Raw genomic sequence first — 18,245 nt, forward strand, 5'->3', positions numbered from 1 at the left:
AAGGGCGGCGTTCTAATTTATGGTCAATGAAGTGTTAACGATACCCGGTCATTCGACCGTGAACATCCGTGTTACGACCCCATCCTTTGTCGTAATACTGATCTCGTATGAACCTGGCGCAAGATTATGCGTATCGACATCTGCCCGAAGCTGACCGGTGGTATTCGTGAATCGCTGCTCGCGACGCACAACAGCGCCTCTAACATCAGATATCTCAAAGGTCATCATCTGCATGGGGTAGCCATCCAGCTCGACATGCAGCATGGCGTGTGCCGGGTTGGGGTACAGCGCCACACGTTGGTATGGCACTTCCCCACTGTTGACTGCGGCAGAAGATTGGGTTATGGAGAAATCCATTTGGGTGAACTTACCAAAATCGGCTCCAATGGTCTTGACAACACTATCCCGATTCCGTGATGATCTCTGATGCAACCGGAGCGCGCCATTACCAAGCGGAGGGTCTGCCCAGAAGGAAAGCCCTTCCTCATTCGCATCATCCATTCGGAGCGTATAGCATCCGACGGGCAAGATTAGCGAATCATAGTATTGTTTGGTAACGACATCAAAGGAGTGCGAAAGCACCGGGTTGCCATTCATATCGGTCACCGTCAAGGTGTAGGAAGTCGGGTCCTTGTTCGTCAGTGTATTGACCACAACGACCCCCTTATAGCTAACGGGTTTTGCATAATTGGAGGTGAAGTGGTTGTTCGGCTCGTATTCATCGCCTCCATTTGGAAGTGATATGTCGACGTGAAATTTGCCGCTATCAGAAGCCCAGAATCCGAGCGAATCAACTGGCAGCGCAATCGAGATGGTGTCGAGGAATGCAAGTTTACCGTACCAATCGGAGCTGCGATGTGGGCCGCCATCGACATAATAATCAAAGTGGACGGAATCGAGTGGCTCTGATCCGTTATTCCGAATCACGACGATCGGCAGGTCGCACGCTGGATTGATACGCGCATACTCCATGCGGTCCGATGGCCGCCAGATATCCATGATGGCCGCGTCACGCTTAAAGTTCGGAGCCCCGTAACTCACGAGTTGGGTCGATGGATCGTATCGGGAGTCACCGGAGCCATCTTCCACTCCATAGTCAAGCATTGCGGAATCTCCCGGTTTGACGGTACCGGTTATTTCGAACTCGCCCAAATCGGTCGCGGCTCCGGGGCACCACCCAGAGCGATTAAGTGGCCACGTTCCCCCTTGCGGGTAAAGCGGATTGCTAGAGCACTCCTTCCAGACATATCGCTCATAGAGATCCTTGTTGACGGAGATATAATGAGTCTGTCCGATAAACTCTCCCTGCTGCCCGTGACCGGTTATGAACGACCGAATCTTATAGCCTTTTGCCTGCGGTTCTAGATAGACCATCCGTGGTTCGTAGCGGTCGTCAGCTTGGATCGTCTGGTAATTCTCTTCCGTCATGGGCCAGACTTGCTGCATATCGAGCACATTCCGAGTCGGCGTGCCTTTGATGAAGAGAAATCTCAGATCGAACTCCTCTTGACCCGATCCTCGCTCCATCGTAAGGCGCTTCCCGCCTTTGAGAACTGGCAGGTAATCGGTCACGTCGAACTCCCACATCTTTCCATTTTTGCCAAGATCGAGACCAATGCCATAGGGTGTCACGAAGGACATCAACTCGAACTTCTGTGTCGAACGAGTGAAGTAGTTGAGTGGCAAAACGTGGACGGTGTCCTGAGCCGGCACGTTCACGGAATCGACCTTCCTACCCAGTTCATCGAACGTATAGGTCCTGCCCGATGAATACTTAAAACTTGTATCGAGCGGAACCACCACGTCATTGACGTGAAATTCGTAATGATGTTCGATCCGGAAATCCGTGACCATGCTCGCATGATTGGGGACTGTGTCATACACGTAGGTATCGGCAATTTGGAGGCCTTGCGTCGAAGGAGCTTGATAGAACGTCATGTCGGCCCTCGGCACTACTGCAAAGTTGTTTGGAAGCTCCGCCCCGCGCACCCGATCCCAGACCGGAATGCCGACCAAGGTGCTCGTCGTATTCGTCGCCTTATCATGCAAAGCCGATCCTTTCGATTCGTTCAGTGGGAAATAGCAGATCAAGCCACTGGTGGATGAAATCGCCGAGTCCTGCTGCATAATCGCACGAACATGGTTGGAGTCGAGGGCAGTATCGAACATCGCGAATTGGCGCACATCGCCATAATACCCGATGCCAGAACTGATCGCCATGCCAAGGGACATACGACTGATATCAATCGGACGGTGCTTGCCGGTGTCGCTCATCCAGAGCGAGCCGTTCAGATAGATCGCCATCTTGCCGGTCGTGGCATTCTTGGTAAATGCCCAGTGATTCCATCGTCCTGCTGCATCATGCTTCAGGACCGTCTTCTGAATGCGGTCAAAATTACCGGAAGCATCCCCGCCACAATCCCAATAAATCTGATTGTCTCCCCAGGGCATATGGATATTGACTTGCCGGTGATTGAGTGAATCGAGGCCCTCCATAAAAACACTGTTCGAACCCGGAAAACGTGTAGTGTCACCCAAGGCCCAAAATGCAACTGTTACCTGCTTCGAAATTGAATCGAACTCCAGCCGCGCCAGTGGCAGACCTTCCGAGCCACCAAAGCTGAGGGCGAACTCAGAGTCTGTCTCGCTTGTCAGGGCCGTCGTACCATTCTGGGCGTAGAGCAAGAATCCGGGGGCGTTGCTATTCGTAAAACTCACTTCGACCAAGATATCCGACACGCTATCCCAAGTGACAGGATTATAGAGCATGAAGTCCGGCGAAATCGATGGAGTCTTGCTAATCGAGGCATTGCCACGCCACACTTCTACGAATCCGGTATCACGAGACCATGCTTCCTGAAGTACCCCGGATCTTACAAGCCGCATTCGGATTCGACAGTCCTTAAGAATGTCATTATAAAACGGTGCTGCTTGCCGAAATGCCAATCTGGAAATGAGTCCGCGTTTGAGTCCGGCGTACTGCAATTCTGCTGCTTTGAAAAGATAGAACGTGCGCCGTGCCCGACCACTTAGTAGACCAGTAGTTGATGTGGAATCCTTTCCCATTGCGGCATTCGTGAATGTGGGAAGCGGACTGTAACTCACAGTCTTGTAGTCTCGGCGAATGACGCTCGTTGATGGCTTTAGCGTATATGGAAAATTGGTGTTTTGCGGCCAATTCGAGATCGTGGCAGACGGCCACTTGTTCTTAAGCGAGTCAGTCCGAGTGGAATCCCAGAGGAACGTCTCGCAATTGTAATCCCATTGGCCGCATCCTTGCTCGGTATTGTTACCATTCGAAATCAGCGCGTGATGGCAGCGCATACGGTACTCCAGCAGGACCTTCTCGAACGAGCCGGTGTCCGGAAACTGGAAAAATCCGGCCCGGCCAATGGAATCGTATGTGAGCGTTTGAACAACGACGGTATCCTGGCCCATTGCAAGATGCGAGAATGGGATCAAGAATGTCAGAATCAACAAGAATCGGCGAAATGACGGCATAGTGCGTGAGAATAGGGATATTTGCAATGTGGGAAAACGCCATAATGGAAGGAAAAGATTTAACCGATACGTTCGCTTCGTAGTTTTGTTGGTACGGACACTAAAGGGTGCTACAACCCTCGAATCCATTATCATGCTTCAGCTTGCATTGCAACGGGGTGCGGCGCGCGCCTGGGACTCCATAAAATACTATTCGGTGGGCCTTTATCGCTACGTCGATGAGGACCACTGCTTCTTGCTGGCCTCCGGCATCGCATTCAACGTGCTCTATTGCGTTCTCCCGCTATCGCTGGTGGTCTTCTATTTCTTCTCCACGGCCCTTACAAGCGAGCGCGCCGTCACGACAGCAGTCAACTACATTATTCAGAGCTTTCCGGTCCCGCTCTATGAAGAAGATGTTCGCATGTGGCTCTCGCGCGAATTGACATCGGTGGGGCATATGAGTCATATTGCCGGGATCGTTGGTGGCATCACGCTCTTCTGGCTTGCCAGCACATTATTTTCGACTCTCCGGACCTCCCTGAATGCTGTCCTGAATTTCCCGTCGCATAAGAATGTGATATTCCAGAAGCTTTTGGATTTCGCTTTGATGATCGTCATTTTGGTCTTGCTGCTCTCGTCAACATTCCTTTCCCCAATCGTGACCCTGTTGCAGCATGCTGGCACGGAGATCTTGCCCGGCTGGCTCTCCTACATCATGGATACCGCGGTCCCACGAGTGGTATCGCTGGCATTATCAGCGGCGCTGTACCTTATTTTATTCCGGATGCTTCCCCACGAACGGCTTTCCTGGCCGGTTATTATGGTAAGTGCAAGTACGACTGTCGCGCTCACGGAGGCCATGCGCCTGCTTTTCGTGTATTACATGACCCATGTCAGCTCGATCGGCGCCCTCTATGGCACATATGCCTTCCTGATCGGCATATCACTCTGGGTTTACTATGCGGGCGCGGCATTCCTGATCGGCGCAGAAGTAGGGTGGCTCTATCGGGAAAGGCATGAGATAGCAGGGATTCCTTCCACAATGCCGAGCGAGCCGTCTCTCGATCAGACAAAGCATCCGGGTGAGATGGCACTTAATCCGGAAGCCTTGGCGGAATACGAACAGGCCAAGAGCAATCCGGCGCGACCCGTCGGGGAATCCAAAGAGCTACAGGATTGAGGGAGTAGGATACCCAGATTCATTTCTTCTCAGCCAGGGAGTAATCCGCCGGAACGTAAAAAGTTGTGCTCTGTTTACGAACCGCCGACGTAATTCCGGACGAAGAATTCGTCATTCTTCATTCGTAATTCGTAATTGAATCAGGCCCCTTCGACTAATGGTTAGGTCACCACCCTTTCACGGTGGCTGCACGGGTTCGAGTCCCGTAGGGGTCACTTCACGAGACCATATTTCAATACCGAAAATGTTCCAGGCAGGATGCCGGGGCGCGGATGGGGATTCTCGGCAGTCGCCGCAGGCACGGAGCCGAATTCTGCAGTAGCGAGATAGATGTTATGCGTCCGTGGGTCGAGGGCAATGGTCCGCGCACCTCGCTGAGTCTTCAGTGTTTGCACAACCTCAAACTTCGGCTTCTTCAGCTTATGAACTGGCGCTTCACCATGTATAATAGTAACGGTCCCATCTCCATTCGAACTGAAGGCATAAGACGGGTTCCCACCTGGATCGAACGCAACTGCATCGACACCTTTTCCGATTGGGAGCGTGGCATAAATCTCACCAGTTGATCCACTCATTACGATCATCTTCTCATTTCCGCAGCCAATGTACAGTTGATTTGCACGCTGATCCATTGCAATACCAGTCGGGTGCTCGCCCGGCGCAAGTGGCCAGACTGTCATGATTGTGTCAGCGTGCGTATCAATTTTGACGACCTTCGATTCGTCTTCCAAATTGACGAACACATGTCCTTGACCATCCGCAACAGCAAATTCCGGCCCGCCGGGAAGCTTAATCGTAGTAACAACCGAACCGGTGAACTCATCCAGGATGGAAATGTCTTCGCTCTTCCCATTCATTACTAAGATGCGGTTTGTAGTCGGATCGTAGATAATCGCGTCTGGTTTCTCACCCACGGTTATCCGGCCCAGTGTATCGAGAGTCTTTACATCAAACATAAGGACGCTGTTCGAGCGACCGCACGAAATAAAGCCTCTCCGTGACCTCTGTCCGATCGCAACGCCGTGGACACCCTCAGTATGACGGATATGTGCAATCACGGAATCATGATCGAGATCATACACGTCCACTTGGGTGGCATGTGCGATAAAGAGATGTCGGCTAGGGTTATCGATCATCAGATAATCCCATCCGCCCTCGCCGCCGATTATGGTCTTCTTCAGGAATTCGTACCGAGGCTGGGCCATCAGGCAAGAGGAGAAGAGTGTCAGGCACAGAATGGATGCCGAAATAAAGCGATGAACGAATTTCATGTTACGATACTGGGGAAATTGGCTCGATGGGATCTTCTTCCCCATGAAACAGAACATACAACATTGGCAGCAAGAAGAACAGCATGATACTTGCGACTGTAAATCCGCCAATGACCGCGATAGCCAATGGCTGTTGCATTTGTGCGCCTTGCCCGTAGCCAATGGCAAGTGGCAGCAGCGCCAGGATCGCGGCGAGCGTCGTCATGGCAATCGGCCGAGCGCGATGCCGAGCGGCTTCGATCAAGGAATGTCTGAGACCTTGCGCGCGCATTTCTGGCAGCTTCGCATAGTGCAAAATGAAGATTGCGTTCTCTGCTACGATCCCGATAATCATGATCATACCGACGAGGCTTGAAATGTTAATGGTCATGCCAGTCACCCAGAGTGCAGTCATGACACCCACAAGAGAAAGCAGAGTCACAATGAGAATGGCTGCAGGGACGCTGAACTCGCGAAACTCAACGAGAAGTACAAATGAGACTAAAAGTAAGGCGAGGAGTGCCACGATCAGCAAGTTCTGAAATGACTCCTGTTGCGTTTCATATACTCCCCCATATTCGAGCTTGACGCCCTGCGGAAGATGGATCGCGGCAATTTTCTTCTTGACATCAGCCATAGTGCTGCCAAGATCGCGGTTTTCGAGGCGGGCAGTTACGGCAACATAGGAGCGGAAGCCCTCTCGATCCAGTTCTGCTTGACCGACCGTCCGGGAGATCGAGGCAATTGCTTCGATCGGAACGAGCAAGCCATTCGTACCGGTGATCGTGATCTTTGAAATCGAATCCAAGTCTGTCTTATAGGACCGAGGCAGGCGAACACGAATGCCAACGACCTTCTCTGGCAACTGTACGTTCGATTCGACTGTCCCTTCCATCATTGTTTCGAGTTGGTCCTGAACGTCGGTCGTGGTAAGACCATAGTAGGACGCCTTGCGTGGATCGACATGGAACACAATCGACGAACCCGAAATCACAATGCCATTAAATGGATCAGCGACGCCCTTGACATTTTCGATCGCTTTTTCGATCTGGACGGCCATGCTATCGCGCAGTGCAAAGTTATCGCTGAAGAGCTTGATCTCGATGGGCGACGGACTGTTGGTCAAATCACCAATTACATCGGCCAGTAGTTGCCCAAAATCAATCCGCAAGGCCGGTTCGCTCATAGCTAACCTTGAGCGGACTTCATTGATGACATCGTCGGTCGAACGTGATCGCGCTGATTTCAGCTTGATCATATAATCCCCGGTATTCGGCTCGGTCAGGAAGAAGCCGAGTTGTGTCCCGGTCCGGCGCGAATAACTCTCGACTTCCGGAGTCTTGAGCAGAATCCGCTCCACATTCATCAGCATGCGGTTTGTCTCAGTGAGCGAGGTGCCCGGCGGAGAAGAATAGTCCAGGACAAAGGTGCCCTCATCCATCTCAGGCATAAACGAGCTTCCTACTTGAGTATAAACGAGGTAGGTAACAGCAAAGATCGCCAGCACGACAACAATCGAGACCCAACGAAACCGAAACAGATTTTCCATCAGAGACTCGTAAGACCGGAATATCCGTCCAGGCCGGCGTTCCTTCTCAATCTCGCGCTTGACGTCTTGCTTTCGAAGAAACAGCGAAGCAAGGATCGGTGCGAGCGTGAGTGAGAATGCGAATGAGATCAGAAGCGCGAAGACCATTGTGAGGGAGAGCGGCTGAAAAAACGCGCCGGTGATGCCCCCTAAAAATGCGAGCGGAATGTTAATCACGATGGTGCTTGCCGTTGAACCGAACACGGCAGGCATGATCTCCTTGATGGCCGTTCGCGCCGCACTCAAGAATACCATTCGGCCCCCGCGAGGATGTTCGAGCGCAAAGTGGGTAAAGATATTCTCGATGATGACGATTGAGTCGTCGATGATTAGTCCAACGGCGGCGGCAATCCCACCAAGTGTCATGATGTTGATTGTCTGCCCGACCGCATCAAGACACACAATCGTGCATGCGATCGTTGCGGGCACGACCAGCGCCAGTACCAGTGCAATCCGCCAGCTTCGAAGAAACAGCAGCAATACCACCATCGAGAGGCCGATCCCAATCACGATGGAGTCACGAGTACTCGCAATGGAGTTTTTGATGTATCCCGCCTGGTCGTAGAAATTCTCGATATGAACACCGGCCGGTAATTTCATACTGGCGAGTCTGGCTTGCACATCGAGCCCAATTTGGACCGTGCTGCCTGCTGGCTGCTTCATGACGTTGATGAGTACGGCGTCACGCCCGGCAGCCGTCGTCCGAATGTAACTTTCTTGCACCGCTGGCACGACGGTCGCGAGATCGGAGACGTGAACGGGTGCTCCGTTAAGGGTTGCCACCGTTACACTTCCGATGTCGTCCGTATTCTTCAGGAGCCCATCGACGAGTGAAAGATACAACTGATAGTTGTTCTCGACGAGACCGGTTGAAGCAACGACATTTGTCTTCTTGATGGCATCGTTGATTTGCCGAATGTCAAGGTGGTAATAGGCAAGGCGCGCCGGATCCACCGTGACTGAAAACTCGCGTTGTTCTCCGCCGGTGATCTCAACTCTGGCGACCCCGGGCACTTGCAGCAGCACGGGCCGAATCGTATAGAGCGCAAGATCGCGCATTGCAACCTGCGAGACATTCGCCGACGTCAGACTGTATCCTTCAATCGGATAGACCGAAACATTCATTTGCTGAACGGTGATGATTGCCGTAGCAGGGAGTGTCGTGCGAATATTGCCAAGTTGACCTTGCAGCAATTCCATTGTCTGGGTTACGTTCGATCCCCAATCGAGAAAGACATTAATTTCCGCCGAACCGCGGCTGGTGATCGAGCGGACGAGCCGCGTGCCTGGTACCGAGCTGATCGCGGCTTCGATCGGCTTGGTGATGTCCGCCATGACGCGGTCGGCTGGCTCTTCCCCGTTATCGACAAGAATGACGATCCGTGGAAAGGTGATGTCAGGGAATAAACCGACCGGCATTGAGCGCGTCAGTAAAACTCCGGCCGCAACCAGAAGTGCAGTCACAAAGAGAACTGACTTCTGATGGTGCTTAACGCCTTCGATGAAGCTCATGCAAGTTTGGGTATCCAGTATCCAATGCTCTCAACTATTCACTACTGGTGGATTAACGTGATTCGTGTAGAGTCGGCCAGCGAGTAATTTCCTTCCGTGATAACATTCATGCCGGGCTTCAGTATGCTGCTCTCGATTGAGACGAGGCTATCAACTTCGGGTCCGGTAGTGACTGAGACTACGTGCGCGATGGAATCACTGCCAAAGGTCATAACAATATGCTCGTTTGTCTCGTCGTTACGAACAACCGCACTCTTGGGCACCAGCATTGCATGACTTCGAAGATCGAAGGTGATCTCTGCTGTGCCGACAATCCCCGTCCGAAGGAAGGTGATCGTAGTCGGAGTAAGTCCCTCAAAATGGAATACGACTTTGGCTGTCTGTCCACTCGAATCCGCTTGCGGCTTGATTGCGATGATTCTTGCCTGCAACGGCGCGATTCCTGCGCCAACGGTGGGAAGCGTGATGCGGGCCGATTCCCCAATCCGAATTGCCGACATCCGAAAGAGTGGAACGTCGGCAACAAAGTCAATATCGGCGGGCCCGATGATTGAGAGCAACTCTTGATTCTCGGAAACAAATTCTCCGGGATTTGCGGTGCGTGTTGCGATTAGACCCCCGATACGCGACCGGACCGCAACACCGTTCTGTCCAGCCTTTGCAAGCTCCATCATGCGTTCGGCCTCGGCCTTTTGGCTGGCGGTTTTTGCTTCTCCCAGCATAACACGCGCACCTTCCTCACTCGCCTGCGCCTCTTTAGACTGGATGACCGCAAGTACCTCCCCTGCCTTGACCATTGTCCCTTCGATTCCAGTGAGCGAAATGAGCTTTCCGGCGATCGGAGACACCAGCTTCTCTTTCGCGAGGGCTTCCGTGCGCCCGGTGACAACCAACCGCTCTGGAACTGTGCCGACAGTCACAAGAGCCGCGCGCACGGATACTTTTGTCATAACCGAGTTTGTCTCCTCGTCGCTGGTGTCCTTTTTGCTGCAGCCCAAACCGACACTGGTTACGAACACCATAAGACAAAGCCGGGCAGTCCAAATGTTACTTTGCATTGGTGGAGTCTTTCATTGATGATGTTGCCGTCAAGTGCCCGAGATCTGCTCGATACGTCTCGATATCATTTAGAATGTCGAGTTCAGAGAGCTTGGAATCGAGTATCTGCCTCTCAGCATCCAACACTTCGGAGGCGAGCGAACCACCAACAGCGTATTTCGCTCGTTCAAGAGCGTATGCATCCTCAGCGCGTTTGATGTTGCTGCGAACGAGCGCGAGTCTGTCTTGCGCGCTGGTGAGCAACACCTGCAATTGGGTCAGTTGAGCGATCAACTCTCGCCGCTGTTGCAGCAGTTGAGTCTCGAGGATTCTTGCAGTAACTTCCTTTTCTTCGATCTGGGTCTTGTTTAGGCCCCAGTCAAGTATGGGACCTTCGACATTAATGCCGACCGACGCGCCGAGTATCCCGGCACGCTCATTTGCCGGGGCGGTCAAGTTTTGAACCGAAGTAAGAAGCCCCGCATCGACATTGGCATCGACTGTCGGTCTAGCTTGTGCGCGGACGAGATCGACATCCAGCCTCGCGCGCTCAAGTTCATTCGCTGAAAGCCCGATTGACAAGGTCACTAGAGAATCGAATGACTGCTTCTGATAGGCTCGTTCGTCAAAGATCGAATCATAAACACCGCGCACCACGAATTGAGTATCCGATGAAGCTCCGAGCAATGCGGCAAGTGCATACCGGGCCTGAACTTCCTCGGAGATTGCTTTTTCCAGTGCAATTTGTTCGGTGCCAAGCTGTACTTCCGTTTTTAAAAGGTCCGTGTATGCGGACCCGCCACCCATGAACATGCGATCGACAAGATCGCGGTAATCGGTCAATTCAAAGATGCTTTCGCGGTGAGTCATGATACTTCTGGCCGCTCGCAAATCCTGCAAGAATGCTTGCGTCACATCGAAGCGGAGATTTTCACGCGTGAGTTCAAGCATCGCCTTTGCATGCGCGAAATCTAAATTTGCCTGACTCTTGCGAACCGCATTGACGCCTCCACTATAGATTGTGCCTTCGACACTAAGCTGTCCATTCAACTGCCCCTCATTAGTAATCGTGGGATCATACCCAAGATTTCTGCCAGTCGGTGCATAGCTCGCTCCCACCTTATATTTGAGAGCGGGAAATGGGGGGAGTTGAGTCTCGTGTACAAGCAATGCAGCCTCCTGAACGCCATAGGCAGAAGACTGAAGCAGCGGTGAATGCTCCTCGGCGGCCGAGATGGCGCCATCCAGCGTGAGCATCCGTTGCGCCAATATATTTGCTGGTGTGAGCAGTAGCAGCAAGAATATGGCGCCGAATCGCTTTACGGGAGCGGCTACACGAAAATTGACGATCAAGAGAGTTGAATCTGGTGAGCGTATGAGTTCTTCTGAATATCCCGGAGGAAATGCCAGGATGTTTCCGCATTGTCAGCAATTCGTAGATCTGCGAGTAACATCAGAATAGAGTAACCTAACATGTGCTATTTCCGTGTCTGCCCTAAAGCAAAGAATTCACCATTAAGAAATCATTACGAATTCCGTGCCCGGAAACGAATCGAATTCGACGGGACTTTCACACGCCATGAGAACTCGCAACATCCTATTTATTTGTGTGCACAATAGTGCTCGCTCTCAAATGGCAGAGGCATTCCTGAATTCGATGTGTGGCACAGAATGGGCTGCCGAAAGCGCTGGTCTTACTCCTGGAACACTGAATCCGCTGGCCATCGATGCAATGATGGAAATCGGTATGGACATTTCGAAGAATCCGACACGGGATGTCTTCGATGTTTGGAAATCCGGCAAATTGTTCGAACTGGTCGTCACCGTATGCGATGAAGCAAGCGCAGAGCGGTGTCCGGTTTTCCCCGGCCCGGCAAGGCGGGAGCACTGGTCTTTCCCCGACCCTTCTGCATTTACAGGCTCCTATGAGGAACAGTTGGCTCGAACCCGCACAGTCCGCGATGCTATTCGTGCACGGATCGAAGAGTGGTGCCACATTAATTGTAAGACTTCGGAGCAAACGCTCGAGGCAGTTCTGGTTTGATGCAAATCTGGATTAAACTCATAGCCTTGTCATTTTTTCTCGGACGCTACGCTGTATGATTTCGCCAATATCCTCTCGGCTCGGATTTCTCGACAGGTATTTAACCGGCTGGATTTTTGCGGCGATGGCCGTTGGTATTCTCGCCGGCTGGCTCCTGCCGGGCATCGTCCCGTTTCTCGGTCGATTCAGCATTGGCACGACGTCAATTCCTATCGCGATCGGACTCATCGTGATGATGTACCCGCCGTTCACACGAGTAAAATACGAAGAGCTTCACGAAGTCCTTCGGGACCGTCGCATCCTATTGCTTTCTCTCGTGCAAAACTGGTTGATTGGACCGATCCTCATGTTTGCGTTAGCGATCATTTTTCTTCACGCATATCCGGAATATATGGCCGGCCTGATCATGATTGGTTTGGCTCGCTGCATCGCGATGGTAATCGTATGGAATGAGCTGGCCAAAGGCGACACCGAATACGCCGCAGGTCTGGTTGCGTTCAACTCTCTTTTCCAGGTATTTTTTTATTCTGCCTACGCCTGGCTCTTCATCACGATATTGCCCGCTCAATTCGGAATGCATGGGGCCGCCGTCAACATTTCGATTGGATCTGTTGGTGAAAGCGTGCTGATCTATCTTGGCATCCCTTGCCTTGCCGGCTTTCTTACTCGCACGATTCTTATCCGGTCCAAGGGTCTCGCGTGGTATTCGAGCATATTCCTTCCTCGCGTGAGCCCGCTGACACTCATTGCATTGCTCTTCACAATCGTTCTGATGTTCTCGCTCAAAGGCAGTTACATCGTCCAACTTCCATTAGATGTTGTTCGCATCGCCATTCCGCTCGTAATTTATTTTGTGGCTATGTTCCTGATCTCATTCTACATGGGTAAAAGACTTGGCGCGGATTATTCGAAAACTGCGACACTCTCGTTTACGGCGGCAAGCAATAATTTCGAGCTCGCGATTGCCGTTGCAATTGCAGTGTTCGGTATCAATTCAGGCGCCGCGTTTGCCGCAGTGATTGGGCCGCTGGTCGAAGTCCCCGTGATGATCGGACTCGTTAACGTGTCACTCTTTTTCCAGCAGCGCTATTTCACCGTGGCCGTTCCATCCACGGTGCTGAAATAGCGACCGTTTATTGATCCTTACGGTGATAAATCTCGTCCCTTCCGAAGATTGTATCGAGATGGTACGATGCCAATAGCAGGCTATCGAACCCCGGTAACGAATGAAGTAGTGACGAATAGGGATCGATGAGATATTCTGCAATAGAACCGCGACAGATTACAATAAACCGAGGCCGCGCCAGAACGAGTGTATCAATGTAAGCTCTGCGCCATTCTTTCTGATACGGTGTGAACCCATTCGGATTCGATGTGTCAGCTCGCATTCCAATCGCGTGAAGCGATGCATAGGGACCTGCGGGCTCTCGACGAAGATGCAGGCGCATGCGTGGATCGTACGAGCACACCTCCACGTAGCCTTCAGAGCGCCTAGGCGCACTCAGATATTCCACGACTCTGTTCTCTGCCGTATCTGGCCAGACCATCGCATGATATGAGGCCAGAATCTTGGCAGTTAGGGGTTGACCCGAAGGTCGAGCAGCCATATGCTTCCATAGCTCTTCATACGGTAATGAACACGCAAAATAGACCGCGATGAAAATCGGCCACTGGCTCTTTCGTGGCAAATAGCAAAGCACGCGCTCGATACCGATTGCTGCAATCGGTGTGAGCAGGATTGAGAACATCGCAAAATGATATAGATAGTACTTTCGTTGTAGAAGCACGACGGCAAGCGTCAAAACGATACTTGCGATGTACAATAAACGAAGCTCTCGTGTGAGTCGAATTGGGGGCGCCCGCTTCAAAAGCACGAGCCCAATTCCGAAAACGAATGGAATGCTCAGAAGTTTTGGTGATATGAGACTTCGCCAGAACCCGGAGAATGGTCGCGCGAGATGCCCATATGTATCCAAATTAAATAGTACTGTCGAGTACCAATATTCACGCAAGGCATAAGGCCAGAGTGCATATACTCCAAACGATAATGCTAGCGGAAGGACACTCACGACCAAAAGCAACGCTGCGCGTTTCGGTTGGCTGCGAAGTGAGGTGAATGCGACCAGAAGCAATGCATATATTTCGTATGATGGCCGAATCAGGACGGCAAAACCAGCAAGTAACCCGCTCGAAATCAGTTGCTTTGCGGAGCAAGTCGGCTGTTCTCGCCTTACAAAAGGAAATGCTGCCGCAATAAGGAGCAATGATGCATAGACATCACGCTCCCCTCCAACGAATGGATCGCTTCGAATATAATAAAAAACATAGATAAAGACAGCCAACCAGGCGGTACGATCTTCAAGCCAGTTTTTCCAGAAGCGGAACAGCATCAAGGCGGCAGCGGTCTGCAGCAGAACGTCGAGCAGCCGAAAGCCAAGATCAGAAGGTCCGAACAACAGAATCGCGACCAAATGGAACACAATCATACCTGGGAAATTCTGATCCCATGTGCCAACGTATGGCCATCGGCCGAAATGAATGAGATCGAACGCCATGGATTCCCAATGGCCATTGTCATCATTGAGCGGAAACAGGAGCGTAACCGAAAGCAGCGCGAAGATAAGCGCCAAATATCTGCCTTCGCGGCTGGAGGGAAGTATTCTCACGCCGTGTTAATGTCCTTCAAGCCGGGTTCGGTTCGTATCTTTGTAGTTTCCAACGAAATTCAAATAATGTCATTCAAACGTCGGACAATCATGGCAGGCGAGCTTCGCCAGTCCAATATCGGAGAGCAAGTCGTACTTAATGGCTGGATTGCAAGCGCCCGCGATCTTGGCGGCGTCCTCTTCTTCGATGTTCGAGATCGATCCGGCAAATGCCAGTGCGTGATCCAGCCCGATGCCGAAACGTCTTCGCTGTATGAAGAGGGGCGGGTCTTGCGCTCAGAATTTGTGATTGCCGTTCAAGGTACGGTCCGGCAGCGTGAGAATCCGAATCCGAAACTTCCAACGGGCGAGATCGAATTGCTGGTTGACTATCTCGAAATCTTGAATCAATCGGCCGTGCCTCCCTTCGAAGTCAAGGAGGATACAACGGCAAACGAAGACCTTCGTCTGAAGTATCGCTATCTCGACCTCCGGCGTCCGAGTTTACAAGAGAAGCTCGCAAAACGACATAAGATCACAAAAACCATCCGTGATTATTTTGATGAGCGCGGATTCCTCGAAATTGAGACTCCGATTTTGATGAAGGCAACGCCTGAGGGTGCCCGCGATTTTTTAGTGCCAAGCCGACTGCATCCCGGATCCTTCTATGCGCTGCCACAATCCCCGCAGCTCTATAAGCAGGTCCTGATGATCTCGGGATTCGACCGGTATTTTCAAATCGCCCGATGCTTCCGCGATGAGGATTTACGCGCTGATCGCCAGCCGGAATTCACGCAGCTCGATGTCGAACTGAGTTTTCCGAATGAATCAGCCATTATGGACGTCATGGAAGGTTGCCTTGCCCGTGTGTGGGCCGAACTCGGTCTCACATTGCCCAAATTTCTTCAATTGAGTTATCACGAAGCCATGAGCCGCTTCGGATCCGATAAGCCGGACCTACGCTATGGGCTTGAGATTCAGACGCTGACCGAAATGGTCAGAAGCAAGACTGAATTCAAAGTTTTCACTGACGTGCTCGAAAAGCGGCATGGAATGATCGGCGCCGTCGTCGCGCCGGGTGGCGCTGCATGGTCACGCAAGCAACTCGACTCATTAACAGACCATGCAAAGGTTTACGGAGCCGGCGGTCTTGTGTGGGTAAAAGTCACTGCCGAGGGCTGTGACTCCAGCGCGAAGAAGTTTTTATCCGAAGACCTGCTGAACGACATTCGCGCCGTCTCCGGTGCTGGCGTTGGCGATCTAATCCTGATCGTAAGTCACGCCAAATGGGAGCGCGCCTGCACAATTCTTGGGGCATTGCGATCCGACCTTGCAGATCGCCTTGGCTTGCTAACAGGCAAGCAATTTGAATTCGCTCCGGCATGGGTCACGAATTTTCCAATGTTCGAGCAAGACGAAGAAACGGGGACATTTACATTTAAGCATCATCCCTTTACTGCTCCGGATCCCCACGACTGGAAACGACGATCCGAAGGTTTGGAACATGTTCGTGCCCGTGCCTATGATATTGTGATCAATGGCTATGAACTTGGATCCGGGTCCATCCGTATTCATGAACGGTCAATGCAGGAACAGGTTTTTACCCTGCTCGGACTTAGCCCAGAGCAACAAATTGAGAAGTTTGGCTTCATCCTCGAGGCTTTTCAATACGGCGCTCCTCCACACGGAGGCATGGCCCTGGGGATCGATCGCATTGTTATGCTCTGCACAGGAACAGAGAATATTCGCGACGTAATAGCATTTCCCAAGACAACCAGCATGCAGAGTCTTATGGACAGTGCACCATCAGTCATTGATTCCAGACAACTGGCTGAATTGAAACTCTCCATAGTTAAATGAAATAGCTTTCCACAAGATTTGCCAAATAAAGTGTGAAACTCTTGTAACATTGGGCCATTCTGGCGTGTCGGTACCACAATGGCCGAAAATTCTAATCATGTCTTCCAAACATGACTTAGACTTCGGGCTTGAGTTATATCCCTCGAATCTTCGGGAGATGTGATTTCAGATCGTTGTTGTCGCAGTCGCTTTGGTAATTGGGATAACATCGTCTTCATTTACAACATAATTCGTCTTACGCTATGAGGAAACTCTACATTGTCTTCCTGGCTGTGCTGCTGATGGGCGCGATCCTATCGCCAAGGCTCTCCCAGGCGCAGCCATACACCATAAACCAATATCTACTACGGACCACGACCGGTTCGGGCAGTAGTTGGCAACCGCTCGCATCAGGTACGGTGCTCTCGGGTCTCCCGAGCTATTACTACAACGTGTCGAGCGCACAGCCATTCCCATTCTCCTTCCGCTTCTTAAACACGACGTATACCAGTAGTAATAGTTTCGTCGTCAACGGATGCGGATCCGTGATTCTAAGCCAGACCTACATCGGCCAGCCATACGACTTTGAGGATGGCTATAATTATGGCTACGATTACGACTACGGTAGTGGGCAGATCTCCAGCGCCTATGATATTCCGTATGACTTCCAATATGGCGAAAGCGGCTACTATTATCCGAACTATAAAGCCGCCGCAATGGAGTACCTGAACTACAATGCCTTCGCTCCCGGAGGCTCGGCGGCGCAAATTCAATGGGCTGTTCTTGGAACGGCACCGAACCGCCAGCTCGTCGTCGAGACGCTCCACAACCACTCATATTACGCTTATGTGTATAGTGGTAATTCGACACTCGAAGAGAGCCATCAGGTCGTCTTTTTCGAGAATGGAATCTCGAAGTTCCAGTTCAACTACGCGCCCCAAATCGGGACACGCAGCACATATGGCTGGGGCTACGGCTACGTGAGCGGCACATTCAATTATGACGGTGACGGCGCCGAGACTGGTATCAAAGAGACCGGCGGCCAGTACATGATGATCAACTTCAATAATCCGGTGCGTTCGTACAATAACGGTACGAATTCCATGGCTCCGGGTGGTGCGGCCCCTGTATGGGCTTATGGCGCTGGCACGGGTCAGTACACGCTGAACTCGGCGGGCTCGCGCGTTACATACTCGTCGTATCCTGGTTATGGCCCGCCGCACCTTGGCAACTGCAATTGCGACATGCCGCAGGTCAGTTACATGATCTTCATCGCTTGGCCATCTGATTTTTCGGCGGACTTCTGCTACATGAGCCAAAGCCCGACGGGTACCAGGCCAGCGACTCCATACTATCAGCCGAGCACACAGCTTTACCCGACGGTCCAAATCACGAATCAAGGCACGGGCATCCCGACCCAGCTCACCGTGCGATTCCGCACGACGGTGCTCGGTGCGTCGAACTATATCTACACGTATGACTCGGTGATAACGGCAGCAAATCTTCCAGGCGCGTTTGCTTCGAAGCTGATCGTGTTTAACAGTCCTACGTCATCGTATACGACAGGTCCGGCCCCCGGCTCATGGAATATCTATGAGGACACGGCAACGGTATTCGGTCTGACGCCAACGGCGGATCAGGCCCCGTCGGACAATCTCACGATCGA

At 51.9% G+C, this 18,245-nt stretch carries 11 protein-coding genes and 1 tRNA gene; 6 read left to right on the forward strand and 6 right to left on the reverse strand.

The genetic code is table 11. The features are described from left to right. Positions 1-48 precede the first annotated feature (48 nt). On the reverse strand, positions 49-3,501 hold the full coding sequence (locus Q8902_06240) for a peptide-N-glycosidase F-related protein (protein ID MDP4199151.1): 3,453 nt from the start codon (positions 3,499-3,501) through the stop codon (positions 49-51). A gap of 133 nt (positions 3,502-3,634) precedes the next feature. Between Q8902_06240 and Q8902_06245 the strand changes: the two genes are divergently transcribed. Both Q8902_06245 and Q8902_06250 read left to right on the forward strand, forming a co-directional pair. Then, positions 3,635-4,663, forward strand: a complete 1,029-nt coding sequence (locus tag Q8902_06245; GenBank protein MDP4199152.1) for a YihY/virulence factor BrkB family protein — start codon at positions 3,635-3,637, stop codon at positions 4,661-4,663. 143 nt (positions 4,664-4,806) lie between these two features. After that, positions 4,807-4,878 (forward strand) — tRNA-Glu (locus Q8902_06250). On the opposite strand, the gene Q8902_06255 is transcribed toward Q8902_06250, so the two are convergent. Genes Q8902_06255 through Q8902_06270 form a run of 4 tightly spaced genes read right to left on the reverse strand, consistent with a single transcriptional unit; the run spans position 4,876 to position 11,404 of the window. Further along, positions 4,876-5,934: a YncE family protein gene (locus Q8902_06255; protein ID MDP4199153.1), complete on the reverse strand. Its 1,059-nt coding sequence runs from the start codon at positions 5,932-5,934 to the stop codon at positions 4,876-4,878. The genes Q8902_06250 and Q8902_06255 overlap by 3 nt on opposite strands. A gap of 1 nt (position 5,935) precedes the next feature. Continuing rightward, positions 5,936-9,013 carry an efflux RND transporter permease subunit gene (locus Q8902_06260; GenBank protein MDP4199154.1) on the reverse strand — a complete coding sequence of 1,026 codons (3,078 nt, stop codon included), beginning with the start codon at positions 9,011-9,013 and terminating at the stop codon, positions 5,936-5,938. A gap of 41 nt (positions 9,014-9,054) precedes the next feature. Further along, positions 9,055-10,071 (reverse strand): HlyD family efflux transporter periplasmic adaptor subunit, encoded by a 1,017-nt coding sequence (locus Q8902_06265; GenBank protein ID MDP4199155.1) that lies wholly within the window; start codon positions 10,069-10,071, stop codon positions 9,055-9,057. Continuing rightward, positions 10,061-11,404 (reverse strand): TolC family protein, encoded by a 1,344-nt coding sequence (locus Q8902_06270; GenBank protein ID MDP4199156.1) that lies wholly within the window; start codon positions 11,402-11,404, stop codon positions 10,061-10,063. The genes Q8902_06265 and Q8902_06270 overlap by 11 nt, the downstream gene beginning before the upstream one ends. Positions 11,405-11,630: 226 nt before the next feature. Here Q8902_06270 and Q8902_06275 point away from each other — a divergent pair, with 226 nt between their 5' ends. Both Q8902_06275 and arsB read left to right on the forward strand, forming a co-directional pair. Beyond that, complete coding sequence (locus tag Q8902_06275; GenBank protein ID MDP4199157.1) at positions 11,631-12,095, forward strand: arsenate reductase ArsC; 465 nt, start codon at positions 11,631-11,633, stop codon at positions 12,093-12,095. 55 nt (positions 12,096-12,150) lie between these two features. After that, positions 12,151-13,221 carry an ACR3 family arsenite efflux transporter gene (arsB, locus tag Q8902_06280; protein ID MDP4199158.1) on the forward strand — a complete coding sequence of 357 codons (1,071 nt, stop codon included), beginning with the start codon at positions 12,151-12,153 and terminating at the stop codon, positions 13,219-13,221. Between the two features lie 7 nt (positions 13,222-13,228). Here arsB and Q8902_06285 read toward each other — a convergent pair whose 3' ends face one another. Further along, positions 13,229-14,761, reverse strand: a complete 1,533-nt coding sequence (locus Q8902_06285; protein MDP4199159.1) for a hypothetical protein — start codon at positions 14,759-14,761, stop codon at positions 13,229-13,231. 90 nt (positions 14,762-14,851) lie between these two features. On the opposite strand from Q8902_06285, the gene aspS reads away from it, so the two are divergent. Both aspS and Q8902_06295 read left to right on the forward strand, forming a co-directional pair. Then, on the forward strand, positions 14,852-16,600 hold the full coding sequence (aspS, locus tag Q8902_06290; GenBank protein MDP4199160.1) for an aspartate--tRNA ligase: 1,749 nt from the start codon (positions 14,852-14,854) through the stop codon (positions 16,598-16,600). Positions 16,601-16,842: 242 nt separating this feature from the next. Beyond that, positions 16,843-18,245: hypothetical protein (locus Q8902_06295; GenBank protein MDP4199161.1), on the forward strand; the 1,403-nt coding region annotated here is incomplete at its 3' end.

This window comes from Bacteroidota bacterium, assembly GCA_030706745.1.
GTDB lineage: Bacteria > Bacteroidota > Ignavibacteria > Palsa-1295 > Palsa-1295 > PALSA-1295.